Source organism: Pedobacter alpinus, from assembly GCF_042684645.1.
In the GTDB taxonomy this organism is placed as follows: Bacteria; Bacteroidota; Bacteroidia; order Sphingobacteriales; family Sphingobacteriaceae; genus Pseudopedobacter; species Pseudopedobacter alpinus.
Genome location: NZ_JBHULV010000008.1, coordinates 494,474 through 513,268 on the forward strand (window position 1 = coordinate 494,474; position 18,795 = coordinate 513,268).

Genomic DNA, 18,795 nt, shown 5'->3' on the forward strand with positions numbered 1-18,795 from the left:
GCTTATAAAAATTGAAATTATGATTATAGGAGTTCCCCGCGAGATGAAAAATCATGAAAATAGAGTTGGTTTAACGCCCGCTGGCACTCATGAACTGGTAAAAAGAGGTCATCAGGTCTTAATTGAAACGCATTCTGGTGCTGCAAGTGGTTTTAGAAACGACGATTATGAAGAAGCGGGTGCCGAAATTATTTTAACTGAGGATGAAGTTTGGGGACGGGCCGATATGATTATTAAAGTTAAAGAGCCAGAAGAACATGAGTACAAGATGGCTAAAAAAAATCAACTCATATTTAGCTTTTTTCACTTTGCTTCTAATCGTAAGTTAACCTATGCCATGATAGATAGTGGTGCAGTTTGTATGGCTTATGAAACCGTAGAAACAACTGATAAAAGTTTGCCCATATTAGTACCAATGTCTGAAGTAGCCGGGCGTATGGCTATACAACAAGGTGCTAGGTATTTAGAAAAACCTGTAATGGGGCGTGGTATTTTATTAGGAGGTGTACCAGGCGTTACCCCTGGTAAAGTTTTAATAATAGGGGCTGGGGTTGTTGGTGTGCAAGCAGCAAAGATGGCTTCGGGTTTAGGGGCGCATGTTACCATTATTGATACTGATATACAAAGATTAAGGTATGTGAATGATGTTTTACCACCCCATGTGGTAACCATGTATAGCAGCGAATATAATATTAGGAAATTAGTTGCAAACCACGATTTAATTGTAGGTGCAGTTCTTATTCCAGGTGGTAAATCTCCGAAAGTAATAACCAGAGATATGCTTAAATTAATGCGTCCAGGAACCGTTATTGTAGATGTTTCTGTTGACCAAGGGGGTTGTATAGAAACCTGTAAACCAACCACTCATGAAAATCCAACCTTTATTGTGGATGGTATTTTACATTATTGCGTAACAAATATGCCTGGTGCAGTTCCTTATACTTCAACTATTGCGCTTACTAACAGCACTTTTCCTTATGTTTTAGAATTGGCAGATAAAGGCTGGAAAAAAGCTTGTTTAGATAATTATGAACTTTTAAAAGGCCTAAATATTATTAATGGCGAAGTAGTTTATAGGGGTGTTGCCGAAGCTTTTGATTTACATTATAAAGCGGTGCATCATTTTTTAGATACTAAAGATGGTGATGAGTATGATTAAATTCTCAAACTTAAACCTCCAACAAAATTCCTTTTAGCAGCCGGATTGAAATATCTGCCTCCAAAAGCGTTCAAATCATTACCTAAGCTATAATCGGCATTTAAAATGTTATTTGCTCCAAAGTGGAAAGTTAAAGCATAGTTTTTTAATAGTTTTTGCCAGCTTAACTTGGCATCCAACAACTGGTAGCTTTTTGCAAAAATTGTTTCAGCGTCATTTAAAGATGTTTTTGCATTATATTGATGTTGTACAAACAAGGTTATTTTTTGCTGTAAATTGACATTCAATGCATTTGTAAAAGCAGTTTTTGGAATCCCTGTTAGCAAATTTCCACTAAAATTATTCTCGCCTAGTACGTAATCTCTGAATTTGAAATCGTTTAAAGTGATAGCGGTATTAAAATCAATTTGCTTGAAAAAGCTAGCGTTATTTTTGAGCAAATTGGAGTTGAGTTCAATCTCCATTCCTTTTTGATTTGTTCCGCCGGCGTTAACATAAAAGTCTTGTTCGTTTGCGGCAACCCTCCGAACAATTGCATTGTTTAATCTGTAATAAAACGCGGAAATATCTAAATAAATACGCTCAAATGGCGTTCTGGTTCTTAATCCTAGCTCATAGTTCCATCCGTTTTCTGCTTGTAAATTTGGATTAATTGTTGCGTCTGAAGCTCTAATTTCGTCTTTTGTAGGTGTAGAATAGCCTCTGCTAATAATCCCTCTTAAAATCAAAGCTTTATTAGCCATGTAAGAAACCGCCAATCTCGGCATCAGCTCTGGGTTTAGTTTTACTGTTCCAAAACCACTGCTATTTTGCGATTCTGGTAAAGCCTCAAAATCGTAATTTGCAAAATTTAAGCTGGTAGAAATTTCTGTACTTAACCTTTCTCCTAAGTCTAATTTTAAACGGGTAAACAAAAATTGTGATTCGTTTTTAATCAAATCTGCTGCTTGGACATCTCCAATTTCTCCTCGGTTGTTGTCGTAATTTCGAATTTGGGAATTGGTGTGTTGATACTCGTAACCTAAATTCCAATTGTATTTGAGTAATTTGCTAACAGTGTTTTGATAGCTTACAAAAGTACGTATGGCTAAACTTACTTCTTTCCGTTTTTCATAATTTGTGATGAAAGGATTCTCAAAATCTACATCCATCCCTGAAAATGAAATACTGTGTTGCCAATTTTTATTAAATTGATATTGGTGCGTTATTCCGCCAAAAAAAGTTTGGTTGTAAATTCCAGCTTTTTGTTCTTCTGCACTTGGGGTTCTCTGGCGAGGAGGATTTGCAGGTATAGCTGGTCGGGATTGTTGCGGATTAGCTGCTAATTGACTAGCTGTTAAACCACCTGGTGTTTGATACCCTAAATCACTGTAAAAACCAGAGAATTTTAATTCGGCTTTTGGGTTATATTGAAATTTTTGTTGTGTTTGAAAATAAGAACGTTTCATTAAACTATGGTTGCGGTAACCATCAGCATATTGATAGGCTTGGTGAAAACTGTATTGATATTTATCGTAATTTTTTTGAAGATGGATGTTTTCTCTAAAAAAACCATAGCCACCTGCACTTGCATTAATATTGGTTTCATTTTCTGTTCCTTGCGAATTTATCAAAACTACACCGCCAGAATTTGCACCAAATAAACTGCCGTCCGGTCCTTTTAAAATTTCAATATTACTGATTGATTGTTGATCTATTAAATTTAAATAAGTGTTTCCGCTGGCATCTGTTAGCGGCAGACCGTCAAAATAGACTTTTACATTTCTTACTCCAAATGGTGAACGTAATAAACTGCCTCTAATGGATAAACGGTAACTTCCTGGAGAGCGTTCTTCCATTTTTACTCCAGCAACACTATTTAAAACAGGCACTAAAGATGTGTTTTGATTTTGCTGAATTTGGGTTTTACCAATTACGGTTACTGTGGATGGAAGGTTAAAAAGCTTGCTTTCTGATAGGTAAGCTTTTACTGTGATTTCTTTTAATTTTTGGGTGCTATCTACTTTAATTTGCCCAAAACATAAAGTAGTTAAAAATTGAAACGATAAGACAAAGAGAAATTTTTTCATTTATGGATACAAATTAGTATAAAATTTTTAAAATTTCAGATTGATCACGTAGTGTTTACATTACTTAAATTGACATTCAGTTTATAAATTTTGTGCTAATTTCAGTCAAAATTTAATTTTAAAAATATGTCAAAGTTATTCCAAACACTTCAAATAAAATCAATTATTTTAAAAAATAGATTTGTAGTTTCTCCAATGTGTCAATATTCAAGCAAAAATGGTTTCGCAGATGATTGGCATTTGGTACATTTAGGTAGCCGAGCAGTAGGAGGAGCGGGACTTATATTTACGGAGGCAGCTGCGGTTTCGCCTGAGGGAAGAATTACTCCTCATGATTTAGGTATATGGAGCGATGAACATATTCTTCAATTGAAAAGAATTACTCAATTTATAGATAAACAAGGTGCAGTTGCTGGCATTCAATTGGCACATGCTGGCAGAAAAGCTAGTCATTCTGAACCTTGGAAAGGTAGTGATTTAATTTTACCTGAGGAAGAAAATGGCTGGAAAAGGGTTGCGCCAAGTGCGATATCTTTTAAAGAGGGGTCTTTGTTACCAGAGGAATTAACTATCTCTGAAATAGCTGCAATAATAGGAGATTTCAAAAATGCTACACTAAGAACTTTGGAGGCTGGGTTTAAAGTTTTGGAAATACACGCAGCACATGGTTATTTAATCCATCAATTTTTATCACCATTATCTAACAAACGTAAAGATGATTATGGTGGTTCTTTTGAAAATAGAATTAGGTTTTTAATAGAAATTTTGGCTGCTGTAAAATTAGTTTGGCCACATGATTTACCAATTTTTGTGAGAATATCCGCAATAGATTGGGCCAATGGAGGCTGGGATATAGAAGAATCGATAAAATTAGCTGCAATTTTAAAAATTGAAGGAGTTGATTTAATTGACTGCTCTTCTGCCGGTTTGGTAGAATATCAAAAAATTGATGTGAAACCACTTTATCAAGTTCCGTTTGCTGAAGCTATAAAAAAAGCTGCAAATATAATGACGGGAGCAGTTGGTTTAATAACTACTTCTAAAGAAGCAGAAAATATATTAGAAAATAATCAAGCAGATTTAATTTTCATAGCAAGAGAGTTTTTAAGAGATCCTAATTTAGCTTTAAGAGCAGCACATGAATTGCAAGAAACTGTAAAATGGCCACTTCAGTACGAAAGAGCTAAGTTCCGTTAATTTTATTTCACACACCCTATTTCACCCCAATAAACTTCAAACAAACCGGAGCGCCAACATTAATCATTTCTTCAGTATAAGTTAGCAACCCAGTTTTTTTGTTTCTTTTAAAAACATAAACATCGTTAGTATCTTGATTAGCAACTAATAAAAAGTTATCTGTTGGGTCTATAGTGAAATTTCTTGGAGACTTACCTTTTGTACTTACATTGCCAACTTTAGTCAGTTCCCCATTTTTTGCGACTTTAAAAATCGCAATATCATTTGCAGTTCCTCTGTTGGTAGCGTATAAAAACTTTCCATCATTTGACAAATGAATATCAGCTGCGCCATTTGTGCCTTTAAAGTCCGCATCATTCATAGAAATATTTTGCAAAAGTTTTGATTTGTTGTTTTTATGATCAAATACAGAAACAAAAGCTTCCAGCTCTGTAACTACATAAAGTTTATTGCCTTTTTTATTAAAAGTGAAATGACGTGGGCCGTAACCCGGTTCAATTTTTACATCAGAAACTTCCTCTTTTTGCAGAGGTTGATTATTATTAGCATTGTATTTATAAGCATTAACATAATCAGTCCCTAAATCTGCAACGTATAAAATACTGCCATCTGGAGAAAAATTGCTAGAATGTGCGTGGGGTGAAGTTTGTCTCTTTTTGTTAATACTACTTCCGGTATGTTGAATTAATTGGCTCACTGGAGCTAAACTTCCGTTTGTATTTATAGGGAACACACTTAAACTACCACCCCCATAATTTGCAGCAAAAACAAATTTATTATCTTTTGAAACGGTAACGTGGCAAGGCCCTTGGCTATTAGTTGGCTCAGAATTAATAAATGTTAAAACACCGTTTTTTGCATCAAAATCAAAAGAACTTAAGCCACTTTTATTTCCATTAGCTTCGCTAACACTGTAAACTTTCGTTTCGTCTTGGTTTAAAGCTAAATAGGATGGGTTTACAACGCCTTCTGTTTTAGATTCAAAAGTTAATTTGCCAGTCTCGGTATCAAATTTATAAACAAAAAGTCCGTTCGTTTGCGTTCTGGTGTAAGTACCAATAATTAAATGGTAGTTTTTGGCATTTTCTTTTACTTGTGCAAAAGAAAGAAGTGGAGCCATTAATAATAAAAAGTAAAATTGATTAATTTTCATAGATTATGTATCATGTATTTACAATAGTAGTAAAAAACAAAAAGCTTCCCAATTTTGGAAAGCTTTAAATGTTTTTTTTGATCAAAAAACTTAAATAGAAACTATATCGCTCATGTTTGTATTGTCTAAAAGTGCAGATTGATAATTTTTACTATTTCCATTAATGAAAAAGCAAGTTTTTCCTTTTATTAATTCAATCACTTTTGCATTTAACTCTTCAGATACTGCTGGGCAACCATAACTTCTACCCAAACGGCCAGTACTTTTAATAAAATTCTCACTTACGTATTTAGCGCCATGCACCACAATTGCTCTTTCTCTTGCTAAATCATTAATGCCTTTATCTTGCCCATCTAATTTTAAAGATAAGCCGTGTTTGCCAAAATAGGTTTCACTTGCGATATAAAAACCTAAACTACTTTGGTGAGATTCCGCAATGTTAGAAAAATTAGTAGCCATATCTGCTCCACTTCCTTGCCCATGCGCTACATGTGTATTTAGTAATAAAGTTTTATTTTTTAAATCAACAATCCACATTCTTTTTTCGGTACTAGGTTTTGTGAAATCTACAATAGTAAGGATATCTTTATTTTCATTTAAAGCATTTTTACTCTTTAAATTAACAAAACCAATCAGTGCTTTTTCAAATACGGGCAAAGCTAAATTCGCTTTTTTCAAATCAGCATCTTTATATAAGTCATTAACCAAATTAGTAAACGAAATTTCATTGTTAACAATGTTACTAATAGAATCGTGTACACTATTTGTTGCCGAAATAGTTGGTTTGTCTTTTGAAGTTTTCCAGCTTAAGCTTAAAAATGTAAGAACAAACGTACACACAATTAACCCTTTTACAGAATATGTTTTAAATCTTTTATTTCTTATAAATTTCATAATATGCTTTCTTAATAAGTATATAATATACGATTTTTAATTTTATTACGGCTATTTATATGTTTTTAATGACACTATATATACACATTGTTTTAACGTGTTTTTTAAATAATTATGTCGTTCAATATTATATTTATTTGTCAAATGTAAGAAGGATAGTTGTTAATAATAACCTTTTGTAAAACAAATGGTTTAATGTTTTACAAGGGGGGAAAAGGAGAGTTGTGAAATAATAGATGATTAAAGTTTACTTTGTTGTTAAACTTATTGTGTGAATATAAACTTGATATATTGCTTGTTACAAATAAATTTTTAAATCTTGATGATTGTTTTTAGCACTCTCTTTTTTGTCTTCTCTTTTAGAAAACAACGTAATAAATACAATTAACAAAGATATTTCTAAAAAAATAGTTCTAACTAACAAGGAACAGGTAAAACCAACTAATAAGTTGATGAGTACTCCAAGAATTACTGCGCTTATTAAAGTTCTATATCTGTACATAATTTTCTGTTTATAGTTCTTTTGTACGGAGCTTTTTTAAAAAGGTTCTAATTATTTTAATTAATTACTTACATGTAAATACTAACGAAGGTTAGAATATTAGATATACAAATTGGGTTAAATTAACTCTGTTTTTGCTTTACATGATTTTTGTATGACAATAAATTTTAATTTTTTTCTTAAAAAGTGAACTTAAATTAAACTAATTGTTGTTTTACATTGTAGCCGGTTCTTCTGGATATTTAATTTTCCAATACAAATAATAATACAAGAGACAAATTACACCTAAAACAAATGGCACTAGTGCTAAATGCTTATAGGTTACAGTTCCAAAAACTATATTTTTCGTCTATACCAATAAATTCGGTAACCATCCAAAAAGAATTTGCAAATATCCAAACTGATATAGCTAAATTATGACAGAGCTCTGAAACCATTTTCCTAGTTCTATAAGCAATGATGATAGAAATTATTAGTGTTGGAATAATCATCATAATACCAATTGGTTTCCAAAATAAACACCAACTTATATCTTTTAATAGCCAAAATACGATGTGTAAATTTTCCATTTTTCTATATTTTAGCGGTATTACGTAGCTTTCCATTAATTTTATTGTGTATTATTTTAGAAAATTTAATTTTTCGCTAATATTAATAAAAAAATATTAAAAATAATATCACTAAAACAAAAAAATGCCTTTAAAAATATTTTTAAAGGCATTTAATTGAGCATTATTTGTGATATAGCTAGCTTAATAGATTTTTCCAGCTCACTAAATCGCCAATTATTTTTGGCAAATCTGCAATGGCAACTCTCTCTTGCGCCATACTATCTCTATGACGGATGGTTACGGTATTATCTGCTAAAGAATCGTAATCTATAGTGATGCAATAAGGTGTTCCAATAGCATCTTGCCTGCGGTATCTTTTACCAATTGCATCTTTCTCATCATAAGCCATGTTAAAATCTAGTTTCAACATATCCATTATTTCTCTTGCTTTTTCTGGCAAACCATCTTTTTTAGTTAATGGTAAAACCGCAGCTTTATAAGGTGCTAAAGCAGGGTGAAGCTTTAAAACAGATCTCGAATCTTGTTTCTCTTCTGTACTTAAATCTTCTTCTTCAAAAGAATTAATTAAGGTAACTAAGAAAAAACGATCTAAACCTATGGAAGTTTCTATCACATAAGGAATATAGTTTCCGTAAGGTTTGCCTGTTTGTGGGTCAACCTCTGGGTCAAAATATTGCATTTTTTTTCTTGAATGTTCTTGGTGCTGACTTAAATCGAAATCAGTACGGGAGTGAATACCTTCGACTTCTTTAAAACCGAATGGGAATTCATATTCAATATCAACGGCTGCATTGGCATAATGCGCTAATTTAGCATGATCGTGGTATTTGTATTTAGCTGGATTTGTGCCTAAAGCTAAATGCCATTTTAAACGGGTTTCTTTCCATTTGTTATACCATTCCATCTCAGTGCCAGGGCGAACAAAGAATTGCATTTCCATTTGTTCAAACTCACGCATACGCATAATAAACTGGCGAGCAATTACTTCATTTCTGAAGGCTTTTCCAATTTGTGCTATACCGAAAGGAATTTTCATTCTTCCAGATTTTTGTACGTTCAAGAAGTTCACAAAAATACCTTGAGCTGTTTCTGGGCGTAAATAAACTTCTTCTGCGCCTTCTGCCATTGCCCCAAATTGGGTAGAAAACATCAGGTTGAATTGACGGACGTCTGTCCAGTTTGAAGTTTTAGAGATTGGGCATTGGATTTTATGTTCTTCTATTAATGCTTTTAAACGAGGTAAATCCTCAGCTTTAAGCGCATTATCCATTTCTATTTGAAGTGAAATCGCTTTGTTATAATCATCAGATTTAGTTATTGAATTATATTCATATTGAACCAAATCACTGAATTTTGATAAATCGATAGGATCGCCTTCCTTTATTTTGTTTCGAATATGATTTAGGTCGATAAGAGTTGGAACTAACTCTGGCTCATCTGGAAATTGGATTTTACGTTCATCAATCCCAATTCTAATAGCATCATTATAATATTGTTCAATCTTATCTTCCAATAATTGGTCGGCTCTGTAACGTTTGTTAGAATCCTTATTGTCAATCATAGGGTCGCTAAAACCATCAACGTGGCCGCTAGCTTTCCAAACTTTAGGATGCATAAATATTGCAGAATCAATTCCAACAATGTTTTCATGCATTTGCACCATGGCTTTCCACCAATAAGTTTTAATGTTGTTTTTTAATTCGGCACCCAATTGTCCGTAATCATAAACGGCACTTAAGCCATCATATATTTCACTACTTTGGAACACAAAACCGTATTCTTTAGCATGTGATATCACATTTTTGAAAATTTCTTCTTCGTTATTTTTTGCCATGATGCTGCAAATATAGCATTACCTCTTTTGTAAGTATATATGTGGAATAAATTTTTAATTAAAATTAGGATAGATTTTTAAAGACTTGGTAATGATTTAAGAAAAGATGTGCGGTTAAGCTTTAAAAAGTAGTATGGCTACCAGAGCTAACGTTAACCATTCTGCTAAAACCTTTGCTATAAAATCCAATATCGTAACGCTGTAAATCTAAGTTAAGGTCTAATCCAGTTTTATTAAAGCCAAATATGTCATCACTATTGTAAGAAATACCAACAGAAATACAATCCATATAAGTATAATCACTAGTTTTTGGGTTAACCGGGAACACCCAACTTGCCCTGCTGCTTAAAAATGTAGAATTGTTGATTTTATTTATGGATACTGTTTGTTTATGCTCATATTCTACCGATGGGCCTGCAAATAATGAAATTCTTGCACCCCTGTTTATTGGAGATTTTATAAATAATGCATTTATTTGTGGGCCAGCAAAAACTTCATTCGCTATTTTTTGGTTATAACCAAGTTTAAGACTCATTATTGTTTTAATACTTGTGCCAGATACTAAAGTGGCAATTCTAAAATCAACACCTAAAAAAAAATGAGAATTATTTTGTAGGTTATTGTTTTGCGAAAACGTTGCAGTGCCTTTTAATAAACAGCCAATTAATAATAGTAAAAAGTACAATTTTTTCATCGTCAACATCAATCAGTTTTAATGTTGTACGCAAAAACATAACTTAGAGTTATGTTTTAATTTTCTGGTCGTCCTAAAGCTTTTCCTTTTTGAAACAATTTCTCTTCTTCTTCAATTTTCTTTTTCTCTTCAAAGGTTTGCGTGTTTTTTGTTAAATTCTTCATATTTGGTTGCCCTGCATCAACCCATGCCGAATACCAAAAACTGCCAACATTTAAAATTGATTTTCTCATTTGCTTTTCTACCATTCCATTTAGCGCATCATGATATGCTTTAGAATATTCAATAGAATATTCTTTAATAACCCTGTTATTCCGCTCGTTATAGGTGTATTTTCTGTCTTGTGGAAATTTATTACTCAAATTTTTCTCAATAGTTAGTGTAGAATCTAACATAGTGTAAGTGTTTTCTACTATTTCCCAGGCAGCATTTAATGGGTTGTCTATGTATTTTGCTTTACCTACAAAATAGTCGTAATCATTTGCAAAAAGTTCTGGTAACCTACTTTCCCAAAAACCATGTATCCCAACTTGGTTGGTCATTTGGCCGTTGTAGTTTTCTGATGTATGTAACGGTACATGGGCGTCTGCTATGTAATGACCTAAATCTGCCGAATGCTTTAAAATTAAAACAGAATCTCGGTTTTTAAACGCATAAACTAATTTAGTATAAGTTCTCTGTATTTGCCAAGGCACAATTCCGTAAGCATACAAAGTGTCTTCGGTCAATTTTTTAACAGCTTCATCCCACTTTCGTGGGATAATTTCAAAAGGTTCTTTACCAAAATGGTCGGCATCTAAGTAATGCCTAGGAGCTTCTAAAGAATCGGCATAGCGTCTTTTATCAGGGTTAACAGCATGTTCTGTTACGTAATTGATATTTGCTTTATAAAAGCCAATTAAATCTTTAGGTAGTGTAAATACAGCTAACCTATTAATTCTTTGGTGGGCAAAAAATCCCCATGATACTGTTAATAATAAACAGGGCAATAGCATTAGAATAACAGCGTATTTTTTTTTCATTCTTATATATTCTTAAAATAACAATCTGCATTTTTGATTTGTGGTTGAAATTTGAAAATCAATCACATTAGATTAATAGTTTAAAATTAATGTATGCAATTCATAATCAAGGTTTTTTTTAAATAATTTTTTTTTGAAATAGCATTTGTATTTAAAAATATTAGCGTTATATTTGCAACCCTCAATAGAGGCAATGTTTTAAAAGGAATAAAAAGCTAACAATGGCAAATCATAAATCAGCATTAAAAAGAATTAGAGCAAACGCGGCTAAACGTTTACGTAACAGATACCAAGCAAAAACTACAAGAACTTTTGTTAAAAAATTACGTAACGCAGTTAGCAAAGAAGAAGCTTTGGCTTTATTGCCAAAAGTAACTTCAATGTTAGATCGTTTAGCTAAGAAAAACGTAATCCACAAAAATAAAGCTGCTAACAATAAGTCAAAATTGACTAAGTTCGCTAACTCTTTATAGGTTATAAAATACTTATCAAGGCAGAATTCTGAAAAGAGTTCTGCCTTTTTTTGTTTAAAATTTTGTGTAGATTTAATTATGAATTTACCTTACGAACAAAAAATAACCATTAAAGCTTGGGCAGAGGAAGATAGACCTAGAGAAAAACTCTTAGCCTTAGGTAGAAGAAATTTAACTGATGCTGAATTAATTGCGATATTAATTGGTTCTGGTTCTACAACAGAATCTGCAGTAGATTTAAGCAAGCGCATTTTATACTCTTGTAATAATAATTTAGCCAGCTTAGCAAAGCTTTCTGTACAAGATTTATCAAAATTTAAAGGTATTGGAGAGGCAAAAGCCATTTCTATAATTGCTGGTTTAGAATTAGGAAGAAGAAGAAAAGATACTGAATTTTCTAATTTTGATAAGATTTTAACTTCAAAAGACGCTTTTGATTTATTAGCACCCTATTTTGCTGATTTGTTGCATGAAGAGTTTTGGGTATTAATGCTAAACAAAGCCAATAAAGTATTGCACAAAAGTTTAATTTCTAAAGGAGGGCAGGCAGGTACCATTGCCGATCCTAAAATTATTTTTAAAGCAGCGTTAGAACATAATGCTGCTAATATAGTGTTGGCGCATAACCATCCTTCCGGAAATTTAAAACCAAGTCAAGCCGATTTAGATTTAACAAAAAAATTGAAAGATGCAGGTAAATTGCTAGATATTGGCGTTTTAGATCATTTAATATTTGCTGGTAATAGCTACACAAGTTTTTCTGATGAAGGGCATTTTTAATGCAGCCAGTTTTAATAAAAAATTCTCTTCATAAAATGACAGCTAAAATACTTTGAGCTTTAACCAAACTTTTACCTTTATAAAATCGTTATTAAAGAAATAAGATTTTAGATGAGAGGTTACGGATTTTCTAAATATTTACCACAAAAATTACCTAACGGTGGTTTTGATGATTTACTTAAACTTTTCTTAGAACTATTGAATTACTCGGCTGGTGATCCCAATGAGGCTATATCTTGGATGAACGAACTTGATAAACAGCATAACATTACCAAGAATGATTATGGCATGGGCGATTTTATTGACGACCTAAAAAGCAAAGGCTATTTGAGCGATGACGGCCCCAAAGGTGGTTTTAAAATTACTGGTAAAACTGAGCAAAGTATTCGCCAATCTGCTTTAGAAGAGATTTTTGGGAAATTAAAAAAATCTGGAAAAGGAAACCATAACATGCCACAATCTGGCACCGGCGAAGAAAAAAACGCAGATAGGAGAGAGTATCAATTTGGTGATAGTTCTGATCAAATTGATATGACGGCATCAATTCAAAATGCACAAATAAATCATGGAATAGGAGATTTTATGATGACCGAGCGTGATTTAGAAGTAGAAGAAAGAGATTATAAAACATTAACATCAACTGTTTTAATGATTGATATTTCGCATTCTATGATTTTGTACGGCGAAGATAGAATTACCCCTGCCAAAAAAGTGGCTATGGCTTTAGCCGAGTTAATTCAAACAAAATACCCTAAAGATACTTTAGATATAGTAGTATTTGGAAACGATGCTTGGCCAATTACTATCAAAGATTTACCTTACTTGCAAGTGGGGCCATATCATACCAATACTTATGCAGGCTTAGAACTGGCTACTGATATATTAAGAAGAAGAAAAACACATAACAAACAAATATTTATGATAACGGATGGTAAACCAACTTGCTTAAAAGAAGGTTTAAAGTATTATAAAAATAGTGTGGGTTTAGATAAAAAAGTAATTAATAAAACTTTAACCATGGCTGCTCAATGTAAAAGGTTAAACATTCCAATAACTACTTTTATGATTGCCCAAGACCCATATTTACAACAATTTGTAAGAAAATTTACAGAAGTGAATGGAGGGAGAGCATTTTATAGTTCTTTGCAAGGTTTGGGAGAATACATATTTGAAGATTATATTAAAAATAGAAGAAAAACGGTGAGATAAGATTTGAGAGAAGAGATGTGAGATTTGAGAAGCAAGATTGAAGAGATTCTCTCAAACTACATCCTAACCATCTAACAAACTAACCACCTAACAAACTAATAAGAATGATAAAGACACTAGGAGAATTAAAAAAATCGGGATATAAAAGCAGATCAATTAAAGAAGAGTTGCGAGAAAACTTAATTGCCCGTTTAAAGGATAAAGATTTAGGTTTTGAAGGTATAATTGGTTTTGAAGATACCGTTATGCCCGATTTACAAACAGCAATTTTAAGTCGCCATAATATTCTTTTATTGGGATTAAGAGGGCAAGCAAAAACAAGAATTGCTAGATTAATGGTTAATTTGTTAGACGAATATGTGCCTTACATTGCAGGTTCAGAATTGTATGACGATCCGCTTAACCCAATAAGTTGGGCAGGGAAAAATACCATTGAAATTCATGGTGATGATACTCCAATTGCTTGGTGGCACCGTAGCGATAGATATACAGAAAAATTAGCTACACCAGATGTTACTGTTGCAGATTTAATTGGCGATGTTGACCCTATTAAAGCAGCCACTCAAAAATTGAATTATAATGATGAACGTGTAATTCATTTTGGTTTAATACCGAGAGCACACAGAAGCATTTTTGTAATTAATGAATTACCAGATTTACAGGCGAGGATTCAAGTGGCATTATTTAATATTTTGCAGGAAAAAGATATTCAAATTCGTGGTTTTAAATTACGCTTGCCATTAGATGTGCAGTTTGTGTTTACAGCAAATCCGGAGGATTATACCAATCGTGGGTCTATTGTAACGCCTTTAAAAGATAGAATTGAAAGTCAAATTTTAACACATTATCCAAAATCTTTAGCTATTTCTCGTAAAATTACACAGCAAGAAGCCTTAATTACACCCGCACAAAAATTAATAGAATCTGATGGTTTAGTGAAAGATTTGGTAGAACAAATTGCTTTCGAGGCTCGTAGTTCAGAATATATTGATAAAAAATCAGGAGTTTCTGCTCGTTTAACAATTTCTGCTTACGAAAACTTAATTTCTCATGCAGAACGCCGGATGTTAATTAATAGCGAAAAAAACACAGTTGTACGTATCAGTGATTTTTTAGGAGTAATTCCTGCGATTACCGGTAAAATAGAATTGGTTTATGAGGGCGAGTTAGAGGGGCCAGCTAAGGTGGCAAACATTTTAATTGGTAAAGCGATTAAAACCATGTTGCAAACTTATTTTCCAGATCCAGAAAAGATGAAGAAAGCCAAAAAGGATAATCCTTATGGTGATATCATCAAGTGGTTTGCTGCAGGAAATAGCGTAAACTTGTTAGACGATATTACTGATAAGGATTATAAAAAGGCATTAAATGAAGTCCCAGGATTAAAGCAGGTTGTTCAGCTTTTTCATCCCAATATAAGTGCTAACCAAACTTTATTATACATGGAGTTTGTGTTACATGGTTTGGCCGAGTTTTCTTTAGTGAGCAAAAGTTACCTAGAAAAAGGATTTGAGTTTAAAGATATGTTTGACAGCTTATTTAGTGCCGATTTTACAAATGAAGATGATAATTTTGACGATAGGTATTAGTACTTAAAGTAATTTGATATTTTGCTGTCTCAAACTCATTAACACTCAATAAATTTATGGGGAAAATTATAGGATTAAGTTTTGTAGCGCTTTTGCTAATAGCATTTGACTTATATATTTACAAAGCAATACTTAACATTTATCCAAATAGGAGCTCTTCTAAAAAGCAGAATTTTAAGGTTTTATGGTGGGGATATACCTTAATAGTTCTATTGGGCGTATTTGTTAGCTTAAGTTTTAATATCTGGCTATCGTTAAAAACAATTTTCTTAGTTGCATATTTCATCACTTTTGTAACCAAACTAGTTTGGAGTATTATACTTTTTGTAGATGATATTAGGCGAGGTGCTGTTTTTGTTAAACGAAAAGTAATCACCGAAAATGATTCCGTTACAGCTAATGAAAATACAATTCCACGTTCAGAGTTTTTAGTAAAAGCAGGAATGGCAGTTGCAGCAGTTCCATTTGCATCTTTAAGTTGGGGCGTAATTTCTGGTGCTTATGATTATCGGGTGCGTAAGCAAGCACTCTATTTCGCTAACCTTCCAAAAGAATTTGATGGCATTAAGTTGGCTCAAATATCAGATGTACATTCGGGTAGTTTTTACAATAAAAAGGCTGTTTTGGGTGGTGTGGAAATGTTAATGAATCAAAAGCCAGATTTCGTGTTTTTCACAGGCGATTTAGTGAACGGAAAAGCCTCAGAAATGCGAGATTATCAAGATGTTTTCTCTAAAATCAAGGCTCCGTTAGGTGTTTATTCTGTTTTGGGAAATCATGATTATGGAATGTATGAGAAATGGAAAAATGCTGCTGCTCAAAATAAAAATTTAGAAGATGTAAAAAAAACACATCAATTAATGGGTTGGGATTTATTGATGAACGAAAACAGGAGCTTAAAAGTTGATGGAGCAGAAATTGGTGTTTTAGGAATTGAAAATTGGGGAGGTGGGCGTTTTCCGAAATTCGGAAAAATGGAAGAGGCTATTAAAAATACAGATGATTTCCCCGTTAAATTGCTTTTATCTCATGACCCATCTCATTGGAGAGCTGAAGTTTTAGAGAAATACCCGCAAATTGACGCTTCTTTTGCTGGGCACACCCATGGTGCACAATTTGGTATCGAAACGGAGTATGTTAAATGGAGTCCTGTTCAATATGTTTATGACGAATGGGATGGCTTGTACAAGGAAGGAAATCAGCAATTGTATGTAAATGTGGGTTATGGGTTTTTAGGTTACCCAGGTAGGGTAGGAATTTTACCCGAAATAACGATATTTGAATTGAAGAGAGGATAGCGTTTAACATTCTTTTTTGCTTTTGGCCTTTGGCTTTCTGCTTCTAGCATTTTTAGATGATAAAGTACTTTCAAAAACCATTAGATTTTTTACTCTTTAGTAATGTTTTTATATCGTTAGGCGCCTTAGCTCAAGGATTGGTTACTTATCATTTATTAGGTTTTGCTGCCTCTTGGGTTGTGCTTGTTTTTTTGTTTTTTTCAACCTTATTAACCTATAATTTTAGCATTTTAATACAGCAACCTAAAAATCCAGAGTTTTCAAAATACCACCGAGTACGCTGGATTTTTAAAAACTATAAATTAAATTTTAGTTTCACAGCAATTGCAGTTTTAGCAATTATTCCTCTTTTTTTTCTGCTCAATTTTAAGTCTCAAATTTTAATTTTTTTTTTAGGTTTGCTGTCATTGGGTTACGCAATTCCACTTTTTAAATCAAAAAATAGAAAGTTCGGATTAAGAAATATACCCGGTTTAAAACTATTTTTAATTGCATTGGTTTGGGCATTTAGTTCTGTGCTTATGCCTTATTTTCAGATGCAGGAAACACAAAATCTGAACATATCAGTCTTTAATCTTTCTATACTAATATTTAAAAGATTTCTTTTTATTGCTGCCATAACCATTCCTTTTGATGTTAGGGATATTTTTCAGGATAAAGTTTTTGATCTTAAAACCATACCTACCATTTTTGGCGAAAAGAAAGCTTACCTATTTTGCCAAATGATGCTAATAGTTTACTTGATTTTACTTTTTGTATTTAGGAATAAAGGTTTTGATCCTGATTTTTTTGGCCTAGCTTTTACAATAATTTTGTCTGGCTGGCTCATCTTTAAATCTAAATGGGAGAAAAATGAGTACTACTATTTTTTCTATTTAGATGGTACACTAATATTACAATACATGATGTTACTTTTTTTTAATTTTATAATTTAGGGCGTTCGGGCGGGCTTTACATTACAATCTTTTTTTTCTTACTCTTCGACTTCAGAGTGACAAAAAAGGATTTACATTTCAATCCCTAACGCAAACTGTAACTTGATGAAAAACATGAGTAAAAATATTTTGATTAAATCAATAAATATAAAAGATAAGGCCGAAGTTTTAAAGGCAGATCACCAAAGTGTAAAAACGTCTTATTGTAAATTGCCAATACAAGAAGAGGAAATTTATTTAACATTTACAGGTTTTAGCGGAGACACCGTTGCTGATAAAAAACATCACGGTGGGAATGATAAAGCCATTTGCTGTTATAATGCAGATAGATTTCCTTATTGGAAAAAAGAGTTGGGTTTTGATTTAGGTTTTGCAGCATTTGGAGAAAATTTAACTTTGGAAGGAGAAGGTGCTTTAGAAGAAAACGTGTTTGTTGGTGATAGATATCAGTTGGGAGAGGCAATTGTAGAAGTTTCAGAGCCTCGTGGACCTTGCTACATTATAGGAATTAGATATAACTTCAAAAAGTTTCCATTGCTTTGTCAGCAAACAGGCTATACAGGTTTTTATTTAAGAACAATTAAAGAAGGAATAGTGAAAAAAACAGACCAATTAGTTCATGCTTATACTCATCCCAAAAAAATATCTGTTATGCATATCAATCACATTCGTTATCATGATATTAAAAATAAAGAAGAATTACAACGTTTGATTGATTTGGAAGAACTTACATTAGAGTGGAGAGAGAAATTTGAAGTGTTGTTGAGAAAGGCTAAATGATTTTTTGTTAATTTTCTGTTAAATAAACTTCTGCAATAGGGCTAAATAAATAAATCAAACCCGATTTGACTTCAATGCAACGGTAACGTTTTCTTATTTTCTCTAACTTTTTAAAAGTTCTACCGTTTTTCATGGTAAAAAACTGATTTTCTAAAACTTGTTCTACATTTAACGCACCAGCAGGTTTCTCATCATAACTTCTCAATGCTTTGTATAAATTAATATCAGAACAGCTAGATGCAGCAGGGTTCTCCAAATAATTTACTACTGTAAATTTGATATCATTAGGGAAAATATTAAGTTCAAAAAATGGTTGCATCATTTTTTTAAAATTATTTTTCCATTCAACTCCATGTGGTTTGGCTAAATGTTTCAAATCATTCCATGTAACTAAATGGGCAAACTCGTGTACCGTAGTCACTAAAAAAGCATAAACATTTAAATTGTAATTTACAGATATTTTGTGTCCATACCCTCTTTGAGGTGGCATGTAATCTCCAAACTTACTATTTCTACTTCTCGAAATCTTAAAATCAACTTTATAAAAGTCAATCCATTTGGCAATTAATGGAGCTGCCGCTGCTGGAACATACTTAGAAAGAATCTCAACTTTTTTGTCAATCATTTATATTAAG

At 32.5% G+C, this 18,795-nt stretch carries 18 protein-coding genes; 9 read left to right on the plus strand and 9 right to left on the minus strand.

The features are described from left to right. The first annotated feature begins 19 nt into the window (after positions 1 to 19). Positions 20 to 1,159: an alanine dehydrogenase gene (gene ald / locus ACFSSE_RS03310; protein WP_379040474.1), complete on the plus strand. Its 1,140-nt coding sequence runs from the start codon at positions 20 to 22 to the stop codon at positions 1,157 to 1,159. On the opposite strand, the gene ACFSSE_RS03315 is transcribed toward ald, so the two are convergent. Next, positions 1,156 to 3,228 (minus strand): TonB-dependent receptor, encoded by a 2,073-nt coding sequence (locus ACFSSE_RS03315; RefSeq protein WP_379040473.1) that lies wholly within the window; start codon positions 3,226 to 3,228, stop codon positions 1,156 to 1,158. The genes ald and ACFSSE_RS03315 overlap by 4 nt on opposite strands. A gap of 126 nt (positions 3,229 to 3,354) precedes the next feature. On the opposite strand from ACFSSE_RS03315, the gene namA reads away from it, so the two are divergent. Then, on the plus strand, positions 3,355 to 4,425 hold the full coding sequence (namA, locus tag ACFSSE_RS03320; RefSeq protein WP_379040472.1) for an NADPH dehydrogenase NamA: 1,071 nt from the start codon (positions 3,355 to 3,357) through the stop codon (positions 4,423 to 4,425). A gap of 16 nt (positions 4,426 to 4,441) precedes the next feature. Here namA and ACFSSE_RS03325 read toward each other — a convergent pair whose 3' ends face one another. The 7 genes from ACFSSE_RS03325 to ACFSSE_RS03355 all read right to left on the minus strand — a co-directional run bounded on the left by ACFSSE_RS03325 (position 4,442) and on the right by ACFSSE_RS03355 (position 11,096). Continuing rightward, positions 4,442 to 5,578: a lactonase family protein gene (locus ACFSSE_RS03325; RefSeq protein WP_379040471.1), complete on the minus strand. Its 1,137-nt coding sequence runs from the start codon at positions 5,576 to 5,578 to the stop codon at positions 4,442 to 4,444. 90 nt (positions 5,579 to 5,668) lie between these two features. Further along, positions 5,669 to 6,472: a murein L,D-transpeptidase catalytic domain family protein gene (locus tag ACFSSE_RS03330; protein ID WP_379040470.1), complete on the minus strand. Its 804-nt coding sequence runs from the start codon at positions 6,470 to 6,472 to the stop codon at positions 5,669 to 5,671. A gap of 298 nt (positions 6,473 to 6,770) precedes the next feature. Beyond that, positions 6,771 to 6,974: a hypothetical protein gene (locus ACFSSE_RS03335; protein ID WP_379040468.1), complete on the minus strand. Its 204-nt coding sequence runs from the start codon at positions 6,972 to 6,974 to the stop codon at positions 6,771 to 6,773. A 314-nt stretch (positions 6,975 to 7,288) separates the two neighbouring features. Next, positions 7,289 to 7,579 carry a hypothetical protein gene (locus ACFSSE_RS03340; RefSeq protein WP_379100704.1) on the minus strand — a complete coding sequence of 97 codons (291 nt, stop codon included), beginning with the start codon at positions 7,577 to 7,579 and terminating at the stop codon, positions 7,289 to 7,291. A gap of 142 nt (positions 7,580 to 7,721) precedes the next feature. Continuing rightward, positions 7,722 to 9,380, minus strand: coding sequence for a glycine--tRNA ligase (locus ACFSSE_RS03345; RefSeq protein WP_379040465.1), 1,659 nt, complete (start codon positions 9,378 to 9,380; stop codon positions 7,722 to 7,724). 121 nt (positions 9,381 to 9,501) lie between these two features. Further along, on the minus strand, positions 9,502 to 10,074 hold the full coding sequence (locus ACFSSE_RS03350) for a hypothetical protein (protein ID WP_379040463.1): 573 nt from the start codon (positions 10,072 to 10,074) through the stop codon (positions 9,502 to 9,504). A 56-nt stretch (positions 10,075 to 10,130) separates the two neighbouring features. Further along, the gene (locus tag ACFSSE_RS03355; RefSeq protein ID WP_379040462.1) at positions 10,131 to 11,096 is read right to left on the minus strand and encodes a zinc dependent phospholipase C family protein; all 966 of its coding nucleotides are present in this window, start codon (positions 11,094 to 11,096) and stop codon (positions 10,131 to 10,133) included. Between the two features lie 221 nt (positions 11,097 to 11,317). Between ACFSSE_RS03355 and rpsT the strand changes: the two genes are divergently transcribed. From rpsT to ACFSSE_RS03390, 7 genes are all read left to right on the plus strand, one after another. Continuing rightward, positions 11,318 to 11,569: a 30S ribosomal protein S20 gene (rpsT, locus tag ACFSSE_RS03360; RefSeq protein WP_379040461.1), complete on the plus strand. Its 252-nt coding sequence runs from the start codon at positions 11,318 to 11,320 to the stop codon at positions 11,567 to 11,569. A gap of 78 nt (positions 11,570 to 11,647) precedes the next feature. Further along, positions 11,648 to 12,349, plus strand: a complete 702-nt coding sequence (radC, locus tag ACFSSE_RS03365; RefSeq protein WP_379040460.1) for a RadC family protein — start codon at positions 11,648 to 11,650, stop codon at positions 12,347 to 12,349. A gap of 111 nt (positions 12,350 to 12,460) precedes the next feature. After that, positions 12,461 to 13,558, plus strand: a complete 1,098-nt coding sequence (locus ACFSSE_RS03370; protein WP_379040459.1) for a vWA domain-containing protein — start codon at positions 12,461 to 12,463, stop codon at positions 13,556 to 13,558. Positions 13,559 to 13,662: 104 nt separating this feature from the next. After that, a complete protein-coding gene (locus ACFSSE_RS03375) occupies positions 13,663 to 15,147 on the plus strand; it encodes a sigma 54-interacting transcriptional regulator (RefSeq protein WP_379040458.1) in 1,485 nt (494 codons plus the stop codon). Positions 15,148 to 15,203: 56 nt separating this feature from the next. Further along, on the plus strand, positions 15,204 to 16,445 hold the full coding sequence (locus ACFSSE_RS03380) for a metallophosphoesterase (protein ID WP_379040457.1): 1,242 nt from the start codon (positions 15,204 to 15,206) through the stop codon (positions 16,443 to 16,445). Positions 16,446 to 16,501: 56 nt separating this feature from the next. Further along, positions 16,502 to 17,380, plus strand: a complete 879-nt coding sequence (locus ACFSSE_RS03385) for a hypothetical protein (protein WP_379040456.1) — start codon at positions 16,502 to 16,504, stop codon at positions 17,378 to 17,380. A 114-nt stretch (positions 17,381 to 17,494) separates the two neighbouring features. Then, complete coding sequence (locus ACFSSE_RS03390) at positions 17,495 to 18,160, plus strand: MOSC domain-containing protein (RefSeq protein WP_379040455.1); 666 nt, start codon at positions 17,495 to 17,497, stop codon at positions 18,158 to 18,160. 7 nt (positions 18,161 to 18,167) lie between these two features. Here ACFSSE_RS03390 and ACFSSE_RS03395 read toward each other — a convergent pair whose 3' ends face one another. After that, a complete protein-coding gene (locus tag ACFSSE_RS03395) occupies positions 18,168 to 18,785 on the minus strand; it encodes a sprT domain-containing protein (RefSeq protein ID WP_379040454.1) in 618 nt (205 codons plus the stop codon). Positions 18,786 to 18,795: the final 10 nt, after the last annotated feature.